This is a genomic window from Novosphingobium sp. 11B, from assembly GCF_054589055.1.
Genome location: NZ_BAAILP010000069.1, coordinates 27,144 through 43,401, shown reverse-complemented (window position 1 = coordinate 43,401; position 16,258 = coordinate 27,144). Strand labels below are relative to the sequence as shown.

The window sequence follows — 16,258 nt, the reverse complement described above, 5'->3', positions numbered from 1 at the left end:
CCCTGGATTGCTTCGCTACGCTCGCAATGACGATGTGATGGTCCGGAGTTACTCCTCCGGCTTGACCCCGTGGCGTTCCAGGAAGCCAAAGATGCTGTTCCACAGGTGCACGCTGATGCGCGGGCCGCGCACGGCGTGGGTCTGCCCGGGATAGAGCATCATCTCAAACGGCGTCGCCTCGCCCTGCATCTTCGCGATGAGGGTGGTGCTGTTTTCGAAGACCACGTTGTCGTCCGACATGCCGTGAATCAGCAGCAGCGGGTCGGCGATCTTCCCGGCATCGTCCAGGGTGTCGGCCTTGCGATAGGCATCGGCAACCTTGCGCGGGTCGCCCATGTAGCGCTCGGTATAATGGGTGTCGTAGAGTTCCCACTTCGTCACCGGCGCGCCGGAGATGCCCGCCGCGTAGAGGCCCGGATCGGCCTCCAGCATCTTGAGCGTCATGTAGCCGCCGTAGGACCAGCCGTAAGTCGCGATCTTGGCCGGGTCCACGAAGTCCAGCGTCTTGAGGTACTCGGCCCCGGCACGCTGGTCCTGCACCTCCACCGTGCCCATGGCCTGATGGATCTGCGATTCGAATGCGACACCGCGATTGGCGCTGCCGCGGTTGTCGATCTCGAAGTAGATGTAGCCCTTGTCGACGATGGCCTGTGCCAGCGCGCCCTTCCATCCGCGCGTCACCGTCTGCACATGCGGGCCGCCGTAGTGCTCGAAGAACACCGGGTAGCGCTTGCCGGGCCTCAGCGGCGGAGTGATCATCATCCAGTGGAGGTCGGAACCATCCGCTGCCTTGATCGTGCCGAACGTGGTTGGGCGGTGACTGGCCAGATAAGGGCCATAGGGATGCGTGGCATCCAGCTTGTTCTCCTCCACCCAGGCAAGGCGCTTGCCGTTCTCGTCCGCGATGTAAGTCTGCGAGGGCTGGGTGGTCGAAGACCGGGTTATGAGCACCGTCGATCCGTCCCGGCTTCCTGAAGCGGCATTGGCCCAACCTGCCTCGGTCAACTGCTTCGGCGTGCCGGGCTTCGCGAGGTCGATAGCATACAGCTGCGGTGCCAGCACGTCGTCGCGGTTGCCGAGGAACAGCACACGGCCTTTCGCCTCGTCCACGGAGACGAGCTTGGTCACCATCCACTTGCCCGAAGTCAGCTGCTGCCACTTGCCGTTCCGGAAATGGTAGAGGTGCCCGTAGCCGTCGCGCTCCGACCACCAGACGAGGCTGCCATCCTTCAGGAAGCGATAGTTGTCGGTCAGATTGACCCAGCTGCCCTTGGCCGCCTCTTCGGTGAACAGGACGCGGCTCTTCCCAGTCGCGGGATCGACCGCCAGCATGTCGAGGCGGGTCTGCTCGCGGTTCTGGCGCTGGACGTAGAGCGTGCGCCCGTCCCGCGCCCAGTTGACGCGGGCGAGGTAGATGTCGCGGTCGGGGCCGAGGTCCACTTCGACACGGCCGCAGCCGTCCGGCTTCATCACATGGAGCGAGACAAGGGCGTTGGGCGTGCCCGCCGCCGGGTAGCGCTGCTGGTAAGTGTGCGTGCCCTCGGCGCCGATCGCGGTGCGGGTGACCACGCCGACCGGCGCCTCGTCATAGCGCTCGACGGCGATGAGCCTGTCGTCGGGCGCCCACCAGTAGCCGTCCATACGCGCCATTTCCTCCTGCGCGACGAACTCGGCCTCGCCCCAGTGGACGGTCTGGGCGGTTTCCTTCGGGGTGATCGGCTTGTGCTCGGTCCCGCCGAGCGGGCCGACGTAGAGCCGCCCGTCGCGCACGAACGAGACGTAGGCGCCCCTCGGACTCAGCGCGGCGTTCAGCTCGTCCTCGGGAGAGTCGGTCAGGCGGCGCACAGACCCGTCGATCCCGGCGAGGTAGAGGTCGCCGTCGAGCGGGACCAGCACGGCTTCGCCGCCTTCGGTCCATTCGTAGGAGATGATGCCCTTGAGACTGCCGACGCGCTGGCGTTCGCGCTGCATCTTCTCCGCCTCGCTCAGCGCGCGGCCGGAGCCGAGCTTGAGGGAATCGACCAGCATGCGCCATTCGCCATTACGGCGGTCGTAGGCCCACAGGTCGTAGCGGTCCTTGTCCTCGGCGCGGCCGCGCAGCAGCGTGATGTAGCGTCCGTCCGGAGAGACCTTGACCGCGCGCGGCTGCGGTCCATCCAGCGAGGGGCTGGCGAAGACGCCGTCGAAGGTCAGGTCTGGTACGGTTTCGGGCATGGCGGAAGCGCTCCGTTCGGCGGGGGCAGCGAAGGCGGGAAGGGCGGCAGAAGGCAGCGCGGCGAGGATGCAGGCGCTCAGCAGACGGGCTCTGTTCATGTCCCATGTCCTAATGACAGGTCCGTGCAAGGGAAAGCCATTGGCGCTGCCCCTGGCATTTCTTATGTGGAGCGTCATGCGCTTACCGGTCGGCGGGGAGACCACAGTTTGAAGAAGATGTTGGCGGCGGGCCTGTCGATGGGGCTGCTTGCGCTGGCCTGTGCCGGAAGCGCGCGTGCGCAGGACGATGCATGGGCACCGCGCGCCCGCGCGGCTGCGTCCTATCTCGACGGGCAGTGGGGCAAGCCGGACGGCTGGGCGCAGAGCGAGGCGTGGCAACGCTTCGTGATAGTCGATGCTCTGCTCGACCATGCGCGCCGCACCGGGGACGATCGCTGGAACGCGCGTGTCTCGGCAGCGGTGCGTAATCGCTCCGGGCTCTATCTCAACGACGACGACTTGTGGGCGGTGATCGCCAACGTTCACGCCTGGCAGGTCGATCGCGATCCCGAATTGCTCGACTATGCCAGCACGACCTATCGGCGCATCGTCACCAGCTATTGGGACGACCGCTGCGGCGGCGGCATCTGGTGGGACCGCAAGCGGACGTACAAGAACGCGATCACCAACGAACTCCTGCTCTACGCCTCGACGCAGCTTTACCTTGCGACCGGCGAGGCGAGCTATCGCGACTGGGCCTTGCGGACATGGGCGTGGTTCGAAGGATCGACGATGATCGACGGCGACGGCTTGGTGAACGACGGCCTCGATGCCGCCTGCCACAACAATGGCCAGCCGCGCTTCACGTACAATCAGGGCGTGCTGCTGGGTGGCCTGAGCGACCTCACCCGCATCACCGGCGATGCACAGTATCGCGCGCTGGCGGTCAGGACGGCGCTCGCGGCGACCCGCAAGCTGTCCAACCCCGGGGGCATCCTGCGTGAGCCGGTGCCCTCGATCGGTGCGGACGGGCGGATGTTCAAGGGCGTGTTCGCCTTTCATCTCGGGCACTTGCTTGACGATTTGACGAATGAGCCTGAACGCGTGGAACTTGCAGCCTGGGCCGATCGCAACGCCGAAATGGTCTGGACCCTGAGCGATGGCGGCACCCGGGCCGTCGCAGGTGACTGGTCGGAGGCATCGTCCCCGACGGACGCGGCGGCGCAGACCTCGGGCCTTGCGATGCTGCTTGCTGCATCGGGGGCAAAGCGTGAAGCACCGCCAAGGCAACTGGGCGCGGATCGCTAATTCTATCGCCGTCATTCCCGCGACAGCGGGAACCCATCTCCTGCGGTTTCCTGTTGCGCCCTCATCAGATGGGTCCCCGCCTTCGCGGGGATGACGATGATTGTTTCAATCGGCCACGTTCACGCTGGACTGAACGCCGGCGCAGCAGCGGTCAGACCAGCACTTCGGCGGTCTGGCGCCCGGCTTCTCCGAAGATGCGCAAGTAGCGTTCGATCTCCGCCGGGGTCCCGGTCGCCTTGGCGGGATTGTCGGAGAGCTTGACGGCCGGACGGCCGTTGGCTTCCACCACCTTGCAGACCAGCGAGATCGGATCGAGATCGTCCGTCGCGAAGGGCGCGCAGCCGCGGAAGTCGTTGGTCAGGTTGGTGCCCCAGCCGAAGCTCATCCGTACCCGGCCGTGGAAGTGGCGATAGGTCGCCTCGATGCTGTCGATATCCATGCCGTCGGAGAAGATCAGCAGCTTGGTCCGGGGATCGCGGCCCTTGTCCTGCCACCAGCGGATGATCTGCTCGCCTCCTTCGATCGGCGGGGCACTGTCGGGGCGGAAACCGGTCCAGTCCGCGACCCACTCGGGCGCATGGCGGAGGAACGACGCGGTCCCGAACGCATCCGGCAGGGCGATGAGCAGGTTGCCGCCATAGTGCGCCTGCCAGTCCTCGAGCACGCGGTACGGCGCACTGGCAACCGCTTCTTCCCCGTCGGAGAGGGCGGCGTAGACCATCGGCAGTTCATGCGCGTTGGTGCCGATCGCCTCGAGGTCCGCGTCCATTGCCAGCAGGACGTTGGAGGAGCCGATGAAGCGCTCGCCCAGTCCTTCCTTCAGGGCCTCGACGCACCAGCGCTGCCACAGGAAACCGTGGCGCCGCCGCGTGCCGAAGTCCGAGATGACGAGGTCGGGCAGGGCTGAGAGCCGCTCGACCTTTTCCCACAACTTTGCCTTGGCACGGGCATAGAGCACATCCAGTTCGAACCGGCCGCGCCCTTTCATGCCCGCGCGCGAGCGCAGTTCATTGATGATCGCGAGTGCCGGGATTTCCCACATCATTGTGTGCGTCCAGGGGCCGTGGAATCGCAGTTCGTACTGGCCGTCGCGCCGGTGAAGCTCGTACTCCGGCAGGCGGAACTCGCCCAGCCACGCGATGAATTCCGGGCTGAACATCTGTCTGCGCCCGTAGAAGCTGTTGCCCGCCAGCCAGATCAGTTCCTTCTTTCCGAACCGCAGCGAGCGCGCATGGTCCAGTTGCGCGCGCAGTTCCGCCTCGTCGATGATATCGGCGAGACGCACGCTGCGGGTGCGGTTGATCAGTTCGAAGGTCGCGTTCACTTGCGGGTGAAGCTGCCGGATCATCTGGAGCATCAGCAGCTTGTAGAAATCGGTGTCGAGCAGGCTGCGCACGATCGGGTCGAGCCGCCAGTTATGGTTGTAGGTGCGCGTGGCGATGTCGGTGAAAACCATGGTGGACCTGCTCAGGCGTTGGGGATGATCGGACGGAAACGGAAGAGTTCGGCGGGGCGGAACGAGGCCCCGATCTCGCGCTCGCCGGTCGGCTCAAGCCAGCCCCGGTCGAGCATGCGGCGGCGGAAGGCCGACTTGTTGAGCGACTGGCCGAGGATCGCTTCATGCACGTCCTGCAGGGCGCGCAGGGTGAACCGCTCGGGCAGGAGCGCGAAGGCGATGGAGGAGTAGTCGATCTTGCCCCGCAGCCGTTGCATCGCGACGCCGAGGATTTCAGCGTGGTCGAAAGCCAGCGACAGGCGGCCGTGCTTGCCCGCAGCCTGCGCCTTGCCGTCGCCCGGCATCGCGATCCGCGCCAGCGACAGCGCGGGGTCACCCTCCAGCGCGGCAGCGAAGCGATCCGCCGGAAGCAGGGCGAAATAGGCCACGCTTATCACCCGCATGCGCGGATCGCGTTCGAGGGCTCCGAAAGTGTAGAGCTGCTCGACATAGGCGCCGTCCATGTGCGCCTTGTCGGCGAGCACCCGGCGCGCGGCCGAGTCCAGATCCTCATTGACCGAAACGAACCCGCCGGGCAGCGCCCAACTGCCTGCATGAGGGTGCTCATCGCGTCGGACCAGCAGGGCCGCCGGGGCTCCATCGACTATCGACATGAGCACGAGATCGACGGCGACCGAGGGGCGATCGTAGCCTTGGGCATCGTAACCCGCCAGAAATTCGGCCTCATCCTGGAGCACGTCCTGAACCCTTATGCGCAAGATGCGCTTTACTTATGTTCACAGTGAGTATATGTCAAGCGCATCAGCAGTACCCGGAGGGTCCGATGAGCGGTTTCGTGATTGTCGTGGACATGCAGCATGATTTCGTGCGGAGCTCCGGGGCGCTTCCGGTCCCCGATGCCGAGGCGATCGTCGCGCCGATGCAGGATTGGCTGGCCTCGCTCGACCCGCGCGAGGTGGCGGGCGTGCTCATGACGTTCGATACCCATGTCGTTGCGGAATATGTTGGTTCTGCAGAGGCGGAACAGTTCCCCATTCATTGCCAGAAGGGCACCGCAGGCTGGGTAAGCGTGCTCGACGTAGCCGCAATAGATTCTGCCATCCCGTTGTACACAATGGAAAAGGGTGTGTTCGACATGTGGCAGCAAGCGGACCTGCGCATCCGCTCCGGTCAGGGCGAGGAGTTCGAGCGGGATGCGTTCTTCCGCGATCTCGCCGGCCGAGGAATCGACTGCGTGACTGTGGTGGGAGTGGCCGCTGACTTCTGCGTGCGCTGGGCCGTGGAGGGTCTGCTCACGCGCGGTTTCAAGGTTGAGATGCCCGCTTCGCTGACGCGCGGGATCGGCAAGGATGCCCATGTCGTGGCGCAGGAACTTGGCCATGAGGATCGCCTGTGCCTGGCCGGATGAGCAACTGTTGCACCGATAGATAAATCCTCACTGTCCGGCGGTTTGCCGTCCAGTGGATAATCACCGTCGCTTTCGTGATCTCGCCTTCCGATGGGGTAAGGGTCGGTACGCCCCCATCTGAGGAACTACCATGACGCGACTTGACCAGCCCGGAACGGACAGGGCCATCGGCCCCGCCGTCGCCTGGGTCACCGTCGGCACGCTCTTTCTGGCGCAGATCGTGTCCACCATCGATCGCGGGATGCTGGCTCTGGTGATCGATCCGGTTCGCCGCGATCTTTCGATCAGCGAGATGCAGATCGCGCTGCTGCAGGGGTTCGCGTTCTCCATCTTCTACGTCACCGTCGGACTGCCGCTGGGCGCCGTGGCGGACGTGGTGAACCGGCGCCGCCTGCTTATCGGCGGGATCGTGATCTGGAGCGCGGCGACGATCGCGGGTGGTTTTGCGCAGGGGTTCGGATCGATGTTCGCCTCGCGTCTGTTCATCGGCGTCGGCGAGGCGGTGCTGGGGCCTTGCGCGGTGACGATGATCAGTGACCTGTTTCCGCCTCACCGGCGCGGACGGCCCATGGCGCTTTACGTCTTCGGCAGCATGATCGCCTACGGCCTCGGCTCGCTGGTCAGCGGGGTGATCCTGGACCTGGCCCCCAAGGGCGTGTTCGCGGGCCTGCCGATCATCGGTGAACTCGCCCCGTGGCGCATCGCCTTCGCGCTTGTGGGAGCGTCCGGCCTGCTGATCGTGATTCTGCTGTTCCTGCTGCGCGAACCCGCACGCCGCAGCGATGCCGTCACCGGGTCGGAGCCGAAGCTCTCCTTCGCCGAGGGGCTCGGCCTGCTGGCGGCGCAGCGCGGGGTGTTCCTGCCGCTTTACGGATCGCTGGCGCTTTATGCGATGGGCGGTTCGGTGGCGACGGGATGGGGCGCCGTGTTCCTCACGCGCGCTTTCGGGTATCACGTCGGCGCGGCCGGAAAGGGCCTCGGCACCAGCCAGATCGCATGGTCGGTCGCCGGAGCGCTCGTCGCCAGCGTCGTCGTCGACCGTGTCGGCGCGCGCTCGGGAGCGCGTGGGCGGACGCGGCTTGCCGGAGCCCTGTCGCTACTCGGCATTCCTTCGTGCCTGCCGCTGCTGTCCGGCAGCGCTCCGCTGGCCATGGTCATGCTGGGCGAGATCATGCTGGTCAGCGCCATTTACGGAACCACGATGCTGTCGGTGATCTCGGAGATCACGCCCACCAAGGTGCGCGGTTTCGCGGTGGCGCTCTATGCCTTCGTGATGACCATCATCGGCGCCTCGCTCGGCCCGCTGGCCGTGGCGTGGCTGACCGAGTCCGTGTTCGCCTCCCCGGCGGCGGTGGGTCGATCCATGGCGATCGTCGGGCTTTGTGCCTTCATCGCGGCGTCGCTGCTCGCTTTCCGCGCGGCTTCGCGCATCACCTCCGACCAACGGAACTGACCATGTCCAAAATCCTGCGCGGCTATGCGCCGAGCCGCTTCGGCCAACTCCACTATCGCATCGCAAAGTGCGACACCCTTGACGCCATGCCGCCGCTGCTGTGCCTTCACCAGACGCCTAGCAACAGCGGCGACTGGCTACCGGTGATGGAGCCCTTGTCGGCGAAGCGCACCGTGGTCGCCGTCGATACGCCGGGCTACGGCATGAGCGATTCCCCGCCCGAGCCGGTCACCATCGAGGACTTCGCCGAAATCATGGCGCAGTTCATGACCGACCTCGCCGCTGAGGGCCTGATCCCCGCCGGGCAGTTCGACGTCATGGGCTTTCACACCGGCTCGATCATCGCCACGCAGCTTGCCCGCAGTCTGCCGGAGCGGGTTCGCCGCGCGGTGGTCTTCGGCCTTGCCGCCTTTCCGGCCGAGCAGCGCGAAGCCAAGCTCGCCAACCTGCTCACGGCGTTCCCGCCCCCGGGTCCGGACTTGGCGCATGTCGAAAAGCTCTGGGCGATCATCGGCGAGCTGAGCGACCCGCGCATCTCCTACGAGGAGCGTCACATCAGCATGGCCGAGTGCCTGCGCCTCGGCGGGCGGATGCCATGGGGCTATATCTCGGTCTATCGCTTCGACTTCCTCGGCGCGATGGCCGAAGTGGCGCAGCCGGTGCTGGTGATGAACCCCGAGGATGACTTGTGGGGGCCCACGCTTGCCAACTCGCACCACTATCCCAACGCCCGCCGCGTCGATCTCCTCGGGGTGAAGCATGGCGTGCTCAAGCTGGAAAACGCGCGCGTCGTCGGCGAGATCGACGCTCACCTGAGCTGATTACTTGAGCCGGGCGGCGGACATGCCACATTGTCCGCCTGACCTGCCAGCCAAGGAGCAAGACAACCCGTGAACCTCGTGCAGCTCAAGCGGATGATCGCGATCTACGAGAGCGGGAGCCTGCGCAAGGCGTCGAAGATGGTCGGCATAACGCAGCCCGCGCTGACGCTCAGCATCCGCCAGCTGGAGGAGGAGTTCAACACCAGCCTCTTCGAGCGCGGCCCCAACGGCGTGCGCCCGACCGAGATGTGCGAGAAGCTCGTCCAGCGCGCGCGCCTCATGCTGATGGAAGAGCAGCGCATTCTCCACGACCTCGCGACCGCTAACCGCGTGCCCAAGGTGGCGGTGGGGGTGCATCCGATCATCATGAACGATACGATGAGCCGCGCCATGCGCCAGTTCGTCGAGCAGGCGGGCCACGTGGATATGTGGGTGCGCGAAGGCTACACGACGCAGCTGCTGGACCTGCTGTCTTCAGGCGATCTAGACTTCGCGTTCTGCGGATTGCCCGAGGGCTACGCCGATGATGCGCTGGAATTCGAGCCGCTGTTCAAGCGCGAATATGCCGTCGTCGCCGCGCCGGACCACCCGGTTTTCGCTCTGACGGAGGACGATTTCGCCAGGGGCACCGACTTCGTCTGGGCACACGTCAGCGCTTACGAGACCGCCGATCCCATCGACAACGACGACGTCGTGAACATGCTGCGCCGGTTCGGCTATAGGCGCGAGAGCAAGTCGGTGAAGGCCTCGTCCACGACGTTCGTGAAGGCCATGATCCTGCACTCGGGCATGATCGGCATGGTCGCGTGCGAGGCAGTCGCCGACGAGCTGGCGAACGGCTCGTTGAAGCGTCTGGCGGGCTCGGAAATACCGGCGCCCGCCTTCGGCTTCATCACCCTCAAGGACCGTTACGAAACCCGCACCGTCCGGCTGCTGAAGGCGACCATCCGGCAATGGTGTGCCCGCAAGCCGGACTGAGTGCGCCTCACGCCTCGTCGAGGAAGGCCCTGAGCACGCGGGCCGTGGCAGGCGGATTGTCCTGCATGACGAAGGCGCCCGAGTTCTCGACCACCATGGTCTTGCCGCGCTTCAGTTCGGCTTCCGCGGCGCTGCGGAACTTGAGGTAGGCCTTGTCGAACTGGCCGTAGACGAGCAGCGTCGGCGCTTCGATCCGGTTCATGGTTCCGGCGATCTCGGTGATCGCGACACCGCGCTCGGAGGGCTGTATCCACTTGCCTGCGGCCCTGCGGCTGAGGATGCCCTCGGCATTGATCGGGCCGCTATTGATGATGCCGAAGGTCTTTGACAGCAGTTCCGGCGGCGTCGGCACCGGGTCGCCATTCTTGTCGAACAGGGTGTCCTGCTTGTCGTCCACCGCAACCTTGATTTCGGCCAGTGAGCGGCGATGGCCGAGCGCGCAGGAGACGAGCGCGAGCTTGCCCACCCGCTCCGGCCAGAATGCGGCGAGTGGCACGGCAAGGCAGCCGCCGAGCGAGGTGCCGATCAGGTCCACCTTGTCGAAGCCGAGTTCGTCGAAGGCACCGACTAGCAGCGCGGCCGTCTCGCCAAGACTCTGGATGTAGGGCGCCGGGCCGTCCCAGCGCGAGCCGCCGTGACCGGGAAGGTCGAAGGCATAGACCTGCCGCCCCTCGGCCAGCATCGGCGCGACATGGCGCCAGTCGGACAGCCAGCCACCCAGCTTGTGCAGCAGCACCACCGGCAGCTTGCCTACAACCGGCTCTCCGATCACGGCATAGTGCAGCACGCCGCCCGCACGGCGCAGTTCGCCGAAGCGGGTCCACTGGCCTTTCGGGGGCGTCGGCAGGCTGGCAGCTTTCTGCGCGGCGAGGGCGGGAAACGCGCTGACTGCTCCGGCCAGACCTATACCCCGGGCAACATCACGACGGCTCAACATGGTCCTATTCCTCTTCGAAAGTGGCTGTAGCGGTCAGGCCCACATGCGGGGTTCGCACCCCAGCGCGGGATTGGCGACGAAGGCATTTTCCGGGCGCGGCAGGCCGAGGTTCTCGCGCAGGGTATCGCCTTCGTACTCGGCGCGGAACAGGCCGCGCTTCTGAAGGATGGGGATGACCTGGTCGACGAAATCCTCCAGCACGCCGGGCTGGTAGTTGGGCGAGAGCGAGAACCCGTCCGCAGCGCCCGCGCGGAACCAGTTCTCGCACAAGTCCGCCACCTGCTCGGGCGTGCCGGTATAGGAGAAGCTGGCGCGCGAGACGACGACGCGCCGGGCAAGCAGCCCGATCGGCAGGTCTTCCTCGCGGGCCATGCGGATGATCGACTGCTGCACCCACTTGCCGCCGTTGGTCTCGGGCAGGTCGGGCAAGCGATCATTGACCGAGAGGTGCGAGAGATCGACGCCGAGTTGCAGGCTGAGGGTGCGAAGGGCCAGAGCCTCGGGCACGAGGTCAAGCAGTTCCTCGTCGGCTCGGCGGGCCTCCGCCTCGCTGGCGCGGACCATCAACTGGACCGAGGGGATGATCTTCACGTGATCCGGGTTGCGGCCGAAGGCGGCGGCGCGGGCGCGCATGTCGTCGCGGAACTCCTTCGCGACTTCCACTGAACTGGCGGCGGTGAAGATCATGTCCGCGGTGCGCGCGGCCAGCGCGCGGCCGGGGCCGGAGCCGCCCGCCTGCACGATGATCGGGTGCCCTTGCGGTGGGCGGGCGACATTGAGCGGACCGGCGACGGTGAAGTGCTCGCCCTTGTGACCCAGTTCGTGGACCTTGGCGGGGTCGAAGTAGCGTGCCGCGTCGCGGTCGCGCAGGATCGCGCCGTCCTCCCAGCTGTCCCAGAGGTTCCTGGCTACGTCCACGAACTCTTCGGCGCGGGCGTAGCGGGCGTCGTGGTCCATGTTCAGGTCGCGCCCGAAGTTGCGCGCCTCGCCGTCGCTGGCGGAGGTGACGACGTTCCAGCCCGCGCGGCCCTTCGAGATATGGTCGAGTGAGGCAAAGCGGCGGGCGATCGCGTAAGGCTCGTTGTACGTGGTCGAGGCCGTGGCGATCAGGCCGATGTGCTTCGTGACGACGGCCAGCGCGGCGAGCAGCGTGGTCGGCTCCAGCTTGCCCGCGTAATCGGTGGCGGCGAAGGCGTCCTTGCCGGAAATGCTCGGAAAGCCCTGGGAATCGCCTGAGAAGTAGCAGTGCATCTTCCCGCGCTCAGCCGTCTGGGCGAGATGAGCGAAGTGGGCGAAGTCGTGCTGGTCCACGGCAGGCGCGCCGGGCCAGCGCCATCCGCCCGGGTGCGCGCCGCTGTTGTGGATGAAGGTGGCCAAAATCATCTGGTGGGGGTCGGGCATGGTACGGGCTCCGGAGAGATCACAAGTGGCTGGCGCCGATGACGCGCGCCAGCTCGCCGTCCGCCGGGGCGGAGCGATAGGCGCGCGCGGCGGCCGCGAAACAGGCTGCCGCCAGCAAAAGGCAGGGCAGGACGACGAGGACGAACGAGGCGGCGATGCGCGATGGATCGCCGAGCACCTTCTCCGAGACGAAGGCGATGGCGAACGGCCCTCCGGCGCCTGCGGGCAAGGCCGCGACGACGCTGAGGAAGGCGTAGGAGAAGCCGCGCATGTCGTTGGGCACGATCTCCTGCACGGTCGCGTTCATCGCGACGTTGAGCATCGGCGTGGTCAGGCTGATCGTAGCGAGCGCGGCAATGGCAAGGCCAAGGCTCGGCGCATAGCCTGCGAAGGCGGTGGGCAGGGCGACCAGCGGCAGCACCGCCATCAGCCCGATGCGCCCGGCCTTGCGCGTGTCCGCCGCGAAGCCGCCGAGCAGGTAACCCGAAACACCAGCGACGAGCATGCCGAGGCCGAGCAGGTTGGCGATCTGCGGCAGGGTCAGCCCATAAGTGCGCATCAGCAGCGGCGCGGTCCACGAGGTGACGCCGACAAAGGCGAGGTAATAGAGGCAAAAACCGGCGAACAGCGGCACGACCAGCTTTCGCTGGCGGCCGAGATAGGCCAGCTTCTCACCCACCCGCGCGGGCGCCTTCGCCTCTGCGGGCAGGCCGCGCCGGGCGGGTTCGCGGATGGTCAGGAAGGCGAGGCCCACGGCCGGGCCGACGATCCCGCAGAGCAGAAACGCACTGCGCCATGGAACGACTAGGCCATAGCCCGGCAGCGCGATATGCAGTTTCGCGGCAAGGATCGCGCCCGGGATTACCGAGGACAGCGCCGTGCCGATGGTCGCACCGATGAGGTAGGCGCTCAGCGCCCGGCCGCGCCGGTCGGGCGGAAACATGTCGGCGATCAGCGACATGGCGGCAGGTGCGACCGCCGCTTCGCCAAGGCCGACGAGGGCGCGAAACACGAAGAACGTCTCGAAATTCGGCGCGAGGCCGCCGAGCGCGGTGGACAAACTCCAGACGATGATCGCGCCGCCCAGCACGCGCTTGCGTACATGTCGGTCCACCAGCGAGCCCAGCCACAGCCCGCAGACTCCGCTCAGCAGCGAATAGGCAAGGCCCATGAGCAGGCCCATGCGAATGTCGTCGATGCCGAGGTCGGCCTTGATCGGCTCCGCAAGAACGCCGACTATTGCCTTGTCGATGCTGTAGAAATTGGCCGCCAGAAACAGCAGCAGCATCGGCCAGAGCGTCTGGCGGACCGGAGGGAAGGGCGCCGGGGTGTCAGTCGACACGAACGGTGCGCCCGTCGATGCAGGCCATCAGGCGGCCGTCGGCATCGTTGAGGATTTCGACCGTGTCGCCTTCGAGGTAGATGATGTCCTCGAAGTGGAACTTGCCGATCTCCGGGCCGATCCAGGGCAGGTCGCAGCTCAGGACCATGCGGTCTACCAGTTCGAAACTGTGCATGCCTCCGCCCGGATGCGGGTGATCGGTGTGCTCCAGCCCGACCGAGTGGAGGCCGCAGGCGCGGAACTCGGGGTTGCCGTGGGCCTGGATCGAGGCGACGACGGCCTTCTCCATGTCGCTGGAGAGGCGACCGGCGCGGAACTCCGGCAGCGCCGCCTGCCAGCCAAGCCGAGTAGCATTGTAGCGCTTGAGCTGTTCGGGCGAGGGCTCGCCGATGACTGCGGTGCGGCCGATGTCGCTGGTGTAGTGCGAGAACTCGGCGGTGGCGTCGAAAGTCACCATGTCGCCCTGCTGCAGTTCGGCATTCTTGGGCAAGCGCCCGAAGCCGGGGCGGTAGGGCGTGATGAGCAGGAACACCGGGCGGCCGCCCGCCAGCGCGGCGGCGGACCAGAACACCCGCTCCGCCTCGGCGCAGGTGGCCCCGGCGGCAAGCGCCTCGGCCGAGAGCTGGAGCGACAGTTCGGTCTTGCGGGCGGCGGCGCGCATGTTGGCCATCTCAGCGGGCGTCTTGACCATGCGCATGTCGCGCAAGAGATCGCGCGCCGGGAAAACGTCGATGGTGCCGCCGAGCAGTTCGTTGACGTCGAGGCCGAGGCCGCGATCCTCGAACGCCACGCGCGAGCGGCCGAGGCCGAGTTCGCGCAAGTATTGCGCTACCGCTTCCTGATGGTTCTGCGGCAGGCCCTCAGCGGTCAGCGCGGCCTGCACGCCGCCCGCGCCGATGCCGGGCTTGCGGGCGTAGCCGCGCACCGCCATCCACGTGCCTTGCCCCTGCTGGGGCTGGCCCATATCGACCTCGACGGTCAGCACGGCGGCATCGAGCGCATGGTCGCGCGGCAGGATCGCCAGCGCGAGATCGCCGAAGCCCCAGCTGGCGTCGGTGGCCCAACTGGAGAGGTAGTAGGTATTGATCGGGGTCGAGGCGACGACGACCGCGATGTCCTCGCGGTCCATCAGGGTGTCGGCGCGGTCTCGATTGATGAGCATCAGGTCAGTTCCGTCTGGAGGTATCAGGCGACAGGCGCGGAGCGGCGGCCACGCACGAGGCGGCCGGGCAGGGCACCCGTGGGGGTATCGTCGCGCGCGGTGACGACGCCGGAGAGGATCGTCGCGGCGTAGCCGCTCGCCCCTTGCGTCAGGCGGCGGCCACCGGCGGGAAGGTCGAAGCTGGCGCGCGGCGGGGCGAGGCGCAGGCGGTCGTAGTCGATGACGTTGAGGTCCGCCTTGTAGCCCGGCGCGATGATCCCGCGATCGCCGAAACCGCCGACATGGGCGGTGTGGCCGGTCATCAGGCGCACCGCTTCGGGGATCGACAAGCGCTCGCCCACGCGGTCGCGGGTCCAGTAAGTGAGGAGGAACGTCTGCATGCTGCCGTCGCAGATCGCACCGACATGCGCACCGCCGTCGCCGAGGCCGAGCACGGTGTCCTCGCGCCGCAGCATGTGGTGGACGACGTCGAGGTTGTAGTGCGTGTAGTTGCGCGCCGGGAAGTAGAGGATGGCCTGGCCATCCTCCTCCAGCAGCGCGTCGTAGGCGACTTCGTGGACACTGCAGCCGCGCTGGGCGGCGATGATGTCGAAGCGGGCGCTTTCGGGCGGGGCATAGTCGGGGTTCTCGCCCATGGCATAACACTGGGAGACTTCGCGCATGAACGCGGGATACGTCTTTGGGTCGAGCGGCAGGCCCATTTCCGAGAGGATCGCGGCCTTCACCTCAGGCTTGCGCATTTCCCGCGCGCGGGCGGCGATGGGAAGGTGCTCGATGGCTTCGTAAGCCGGGCAGCCGCGGAAGGGGCTCAGCGACAACTGGTGGCCGAACAGGACGCCGACCGGGCGGCTGACGACCTGTCCATAGATGTCGATCCCCTGCGCCCGGCTCGCGGCGCAGGCGTCGGCGATCTCGCGCCAGCGATCGGGCGCTTCGTTGTACTGCAGGAGCGGGAAGGTCACCGTCTGGCCCGAAGCCTCCGCCACGCGCGAGAGCATGCGGAATTCGGACGAGAAGCCGTTGCCGGTGTCGAATTCGGAAGCCGACATGAACAAGTGGCGGCCTAATGGCTTCATGGCCATGGCGATGGTGAGGAGTTCGTCCTCGCTCGCGGTGGTGACCGGAAGCTGGTCGCCGCTCGCGGTGCGGTGGCCGATGACGCGGGTGGTGGAGAACCCGAAGGCGCCTGCCTCCAACCCTTCGCGCACGATGGCGGCCATGGCCTGCATGTCGGCGCCGGCGGCGGGTTCACGCTCGATGGCGCGCTGGCCCATGACGTGGACGCGCACCGGAATGTGGGGGACGGCGACGGCGAAGTCGGCATCCATGGGGCGCTGCTCGATGGCGTCCATGTATTCCGGGAAGCTCTCCCAGTTCCAGGGCAGGCCCTCGGCCATGACGATGCCGGGAATGTCCTCGACGCCTTCCATGACGTCGATCATCTGTTCGCGCATGTCGGGGCGGCAGGGCGCGAAGCCGACGCCGCAGTTGCCCATCAGCACGCTCGTCACGCCGTGATTGGTCGAGGGCGAGAACTGCGTGTCCCAGGTGACCTGGGCGTCGTAGTGAGTGTGGATGTCGACGAAGCCGGGCGTAACCAGCTTGCCGCGCGCGTCGATCTCCTCGCGCCCGGAGCCGGAGACCGCCCCCGTCGCGACGATCTTGCCGCCGCGCACCGCGACGTCGCCTTCGAAAAGATCGGCTCCGGTGCCGTCGGCGACAGTGCCGCCGCGAATGACCAGATCGTATTCGCTCATCGTCGTATCCATCTGCTCGAGTTGAAATACCGTGTGCGGCGG

At 66.7% G+C, this 16,258-nt stretch carries 13 protein-coding genes; 5 read left to right on the top strand and 8 right to left on the bottom strand.

All coding sequences use genetic code 11. From position 1 onward, the window contains the following. Positions 1-48: 48 nt before the first annotated feature. Positions 49-2,313, bottom strand: coding sequence for a S9 family peptidase (locus tag ACYPYD_RS06460; protein ID WP_459662528.1), 2,265 nt, complete (start codon positions 2,311-2,313; stop codon positions 49-51). 117 nt (positions 2,314-2,430) lie between these two features. Between ACYPYD_RS06460 and ACYPYD_RS06455 the strand changes: the two genes are divergently transcribed. After that, positions 2,431-3,501, top strand: coding sequence for a glycoside hydrolase family 76 protein (locus ACYPYD_RS06455; protein ID WP_459662529.1), 1,071 nt, complete (start codon positions 2,431-2,433; stop codon positions 3,499-3,501). Between the two features lie 151 nt (positions 3,502-3,652). Here the strand turns inward: ACYPYD_RS06455 and pncB are convergent, their stop codons facing one another. Both pncB and ACYPYD_RS06445 read right to left on the bottom strand, forming a co-directional pair. Continuing rightward, positions 3,653-4,957, bottom strand: a complete 1,305-nt coding sequence (pncB, locus tag ACYPYD_RS06450) for a nicotinate phosphoribosyltransferase (protein WP_459662527.1) — start codon at positions 4,955-4,957, stop codon at positions 3,653-3,655. 11 nt (positions 4,958-4,968) lie between these two features. After that, positions 4,969-5,694: an NUDIX hydrolase gene (locus tag ACYPYD_RS06445; protein WP_459662526.1), complete on the bottom strand. Its 726-nt coding sequence runs from the start codon at positions 5,692-5,694 to the stop codon at positions 4,969-4,971. A gap of 86 nt (positions 5,695-5,780) precedes the next feature. Between ACYPYD_RS06445 and ACYPYD_RS06440 the strand changes: the two genes are divergently transcribed. From ACYPYD_RS06440 to ACYPYD_RS06425, 4 genes are all read left to right on the top strand, one after another. After that, positions 5,781-6,365: a cysteine hydrolase family protein gene (locus tag ACYPYD_RS06440; protein WP_459662525.1), complete on the top strand. Its 585-nt coding sequence runs from the start codon at positions 5,781-5,783 to the stop codon at positions 6,363-6,365. Positions 6,366-6,495: 130 nt separating this feature from the next. Beyond that, on the top strand, positions 6,496-7,818 hold the full coding sequence (locus tag ACYPYD_RS06435) for an MFS transporter (RefSeq protein ID WP_459662524.1): 1,323 nt from the start codon (positions 6,496-6,498) through the stop codon (positions 7,816-7,818). Between the two features lie 2 nt (positions 7,819-7,820). Further along, complete coding sequence (locus ACYPYD_RS06430; protein ID WP_459662523.1) at positions 7,821-8,639, top strand: alpha/beta fold hydrolase; 819 nt, start codon at positions 7,821-7,823, stop codon at positions 8,637-8,639. A gap of 69 nt (positions 8,640-8,708) precedes the next feature. Then, complete coding sequence (locus ACYPYD_RS06425) at positions 8,709-9,617, top strand: LysR family transcriptional regulator (protein ID WP_459662522.1); 909 nt, start codon at positions 8,709-8,711, stop codon at positions 9,615-9,617. A gap of 7 nt (positions 9,618-9,624) precedes the next feature. On the opposite strand, the gene ACYPYD_RS06420 is transcribed toward ACYPYD_RS06425, so the two are convergent. From ACYPYD_RS06420 to ACYPYD_RS06400, 5 genes are read right to left on the bottom strand one after another with little or no spacing between them, the layout of a single operon-like run. Then, positions 9,625-10,554: an alpha/beta fold hydrolase gene (locus ACYPYD_RS06420; RefSeq protein WP_459662521.1), complete on the bottom strand. Its 930-nt coding sequence runs from the start codon at positions 10,552-10,554 to the stop codon at positions 9,625-9,627. Between the two features lie 33 nt (positions 10,555-10,587). Continuing rightward, positions 10,588-11,955 (bottom strand): LLM class flavin-dependent oxidoreductase, encoded by a 1,368-nt coding sequence (locus ACYPYD_RS06415; protein ID WP_459662520.1) that lies wholly within the window; start codon positions 11,953-11,955, stop codon positions 10,588-10,590. Between the two features lie 19 nt (positions 11,956-11,974). Beyond that, positions 11,975-13,297, bottom strand: a complete 1,323-nt coding sequence (locus ACYPYD_RS06410; RefSeq protein WP_459662519.1) for an MFS transporter — start codon at positions 13,295-13,297, stop codon at positions 11,975-11,977. Further along, positions 13,287-14,459 carry a M24 family metallopeptidase gene (locus ACYPYD_RS06405; RefSeq protein WP_459662518.1) on the bottom strand — a complete coding sequence of 391 codons (1,173 nt, stop codon included), beginning with the start codon at positions 14,457-14,459 and terminating at the stop codon, positions 13,287-13,289. The genes ACYPYD_RS06410 and ACYPYD_RS06405 overlap by 11 nt, the downstream gene beginning before the upstream one ends. A gap of 23 nt (positions 14,460-14,482) precedes the next feature. Beyond that, the gene (locus ACYPYD_RS06400) at positions 14,483-16,216 is read right to left on the bottom strand and encodes an N-acyl-D-amino-acid deacylase family protein (RefSeq protein ID WP_459662516.1); all 1,734 of its coding nucleotides are present in this window, start codon (positions 16,214-16,216) and stop codon (positions 14,483-14,485) included. Between the last annotated feature and the right edge of the window lie 42 nt (positions 16,217-16,258).

Coding starts and splice junctions, on each gene's coding strand:
- ACYPYD_RS06400 (WP_459662516.1), bottom strand. CDS start 16,216: ATGAGCGAATACGATCTGGTCATTCGCGGCGGCACTGTCGCCGACGGC.
- pncB (WP_459662527.1), bottom strand. CDS start 4,957: ATGGTTTTCACCGACATCGCCACGCGCACCTACAACCATAACTGGCGG.
- ACYPYD_RS06415 (WP_459662520.1), bottom strand. CDS start 11,955: ATGCCCGACCCCCACCAGATGATTTTGGCCACCTTCATCCACAACAGC.
- ACYPYD_RS06435 (WP_459662524.1), top strand. CDS start 6,496: ATGACGCGACTTGACCAGCCCGGAACGGACAGGGCCATCGGCCCCGCC.
- ACYPYD_RS06430 (WP_459662523.1), top strand. CDS start 7,821: ATGTCCAAAATCCTGCGCGGCTATGCGCCGAGCCGCTTCGGCCAACTC.
- ACYPYD_RS06420 (WP_459662521.1), bottom strand. CDS start 10,554: ATGTTGAGCCGTCGTGATGTTGCCCGGGGTATAGGTCTGGCCGGAGCA.
- ACYPYD_RS06460 (WP_459662528.1), bottom strand. CDS start 2,313: ATGAACAGAGCCCGTCTGCTGAGCGCCTGCATCCTCGCCGCGCTGCCT.
- ACYPYD_RS06440 (WP_459662525.1), top strand. CDS start 5,781: ATGAGCGGTTTCGTGATTGTCGTGGACATGCAGCATGATTTCGTGCGG.
- ACYPYD_RS06405 (WP_459662518.1), bottom strand. CDS start 14,459: ATGCTCATCAATCGAGACCGCGCCGACACCCTGATGGACCGCGAGGAC.
- ACYPYD_RS06455 (WP_459662529.1), top strand. CDS start 2,431: ATGTTGGCGGCGGGCCTGTCGATGGGGCTGCTTGCGCTGGCCTGTGCC.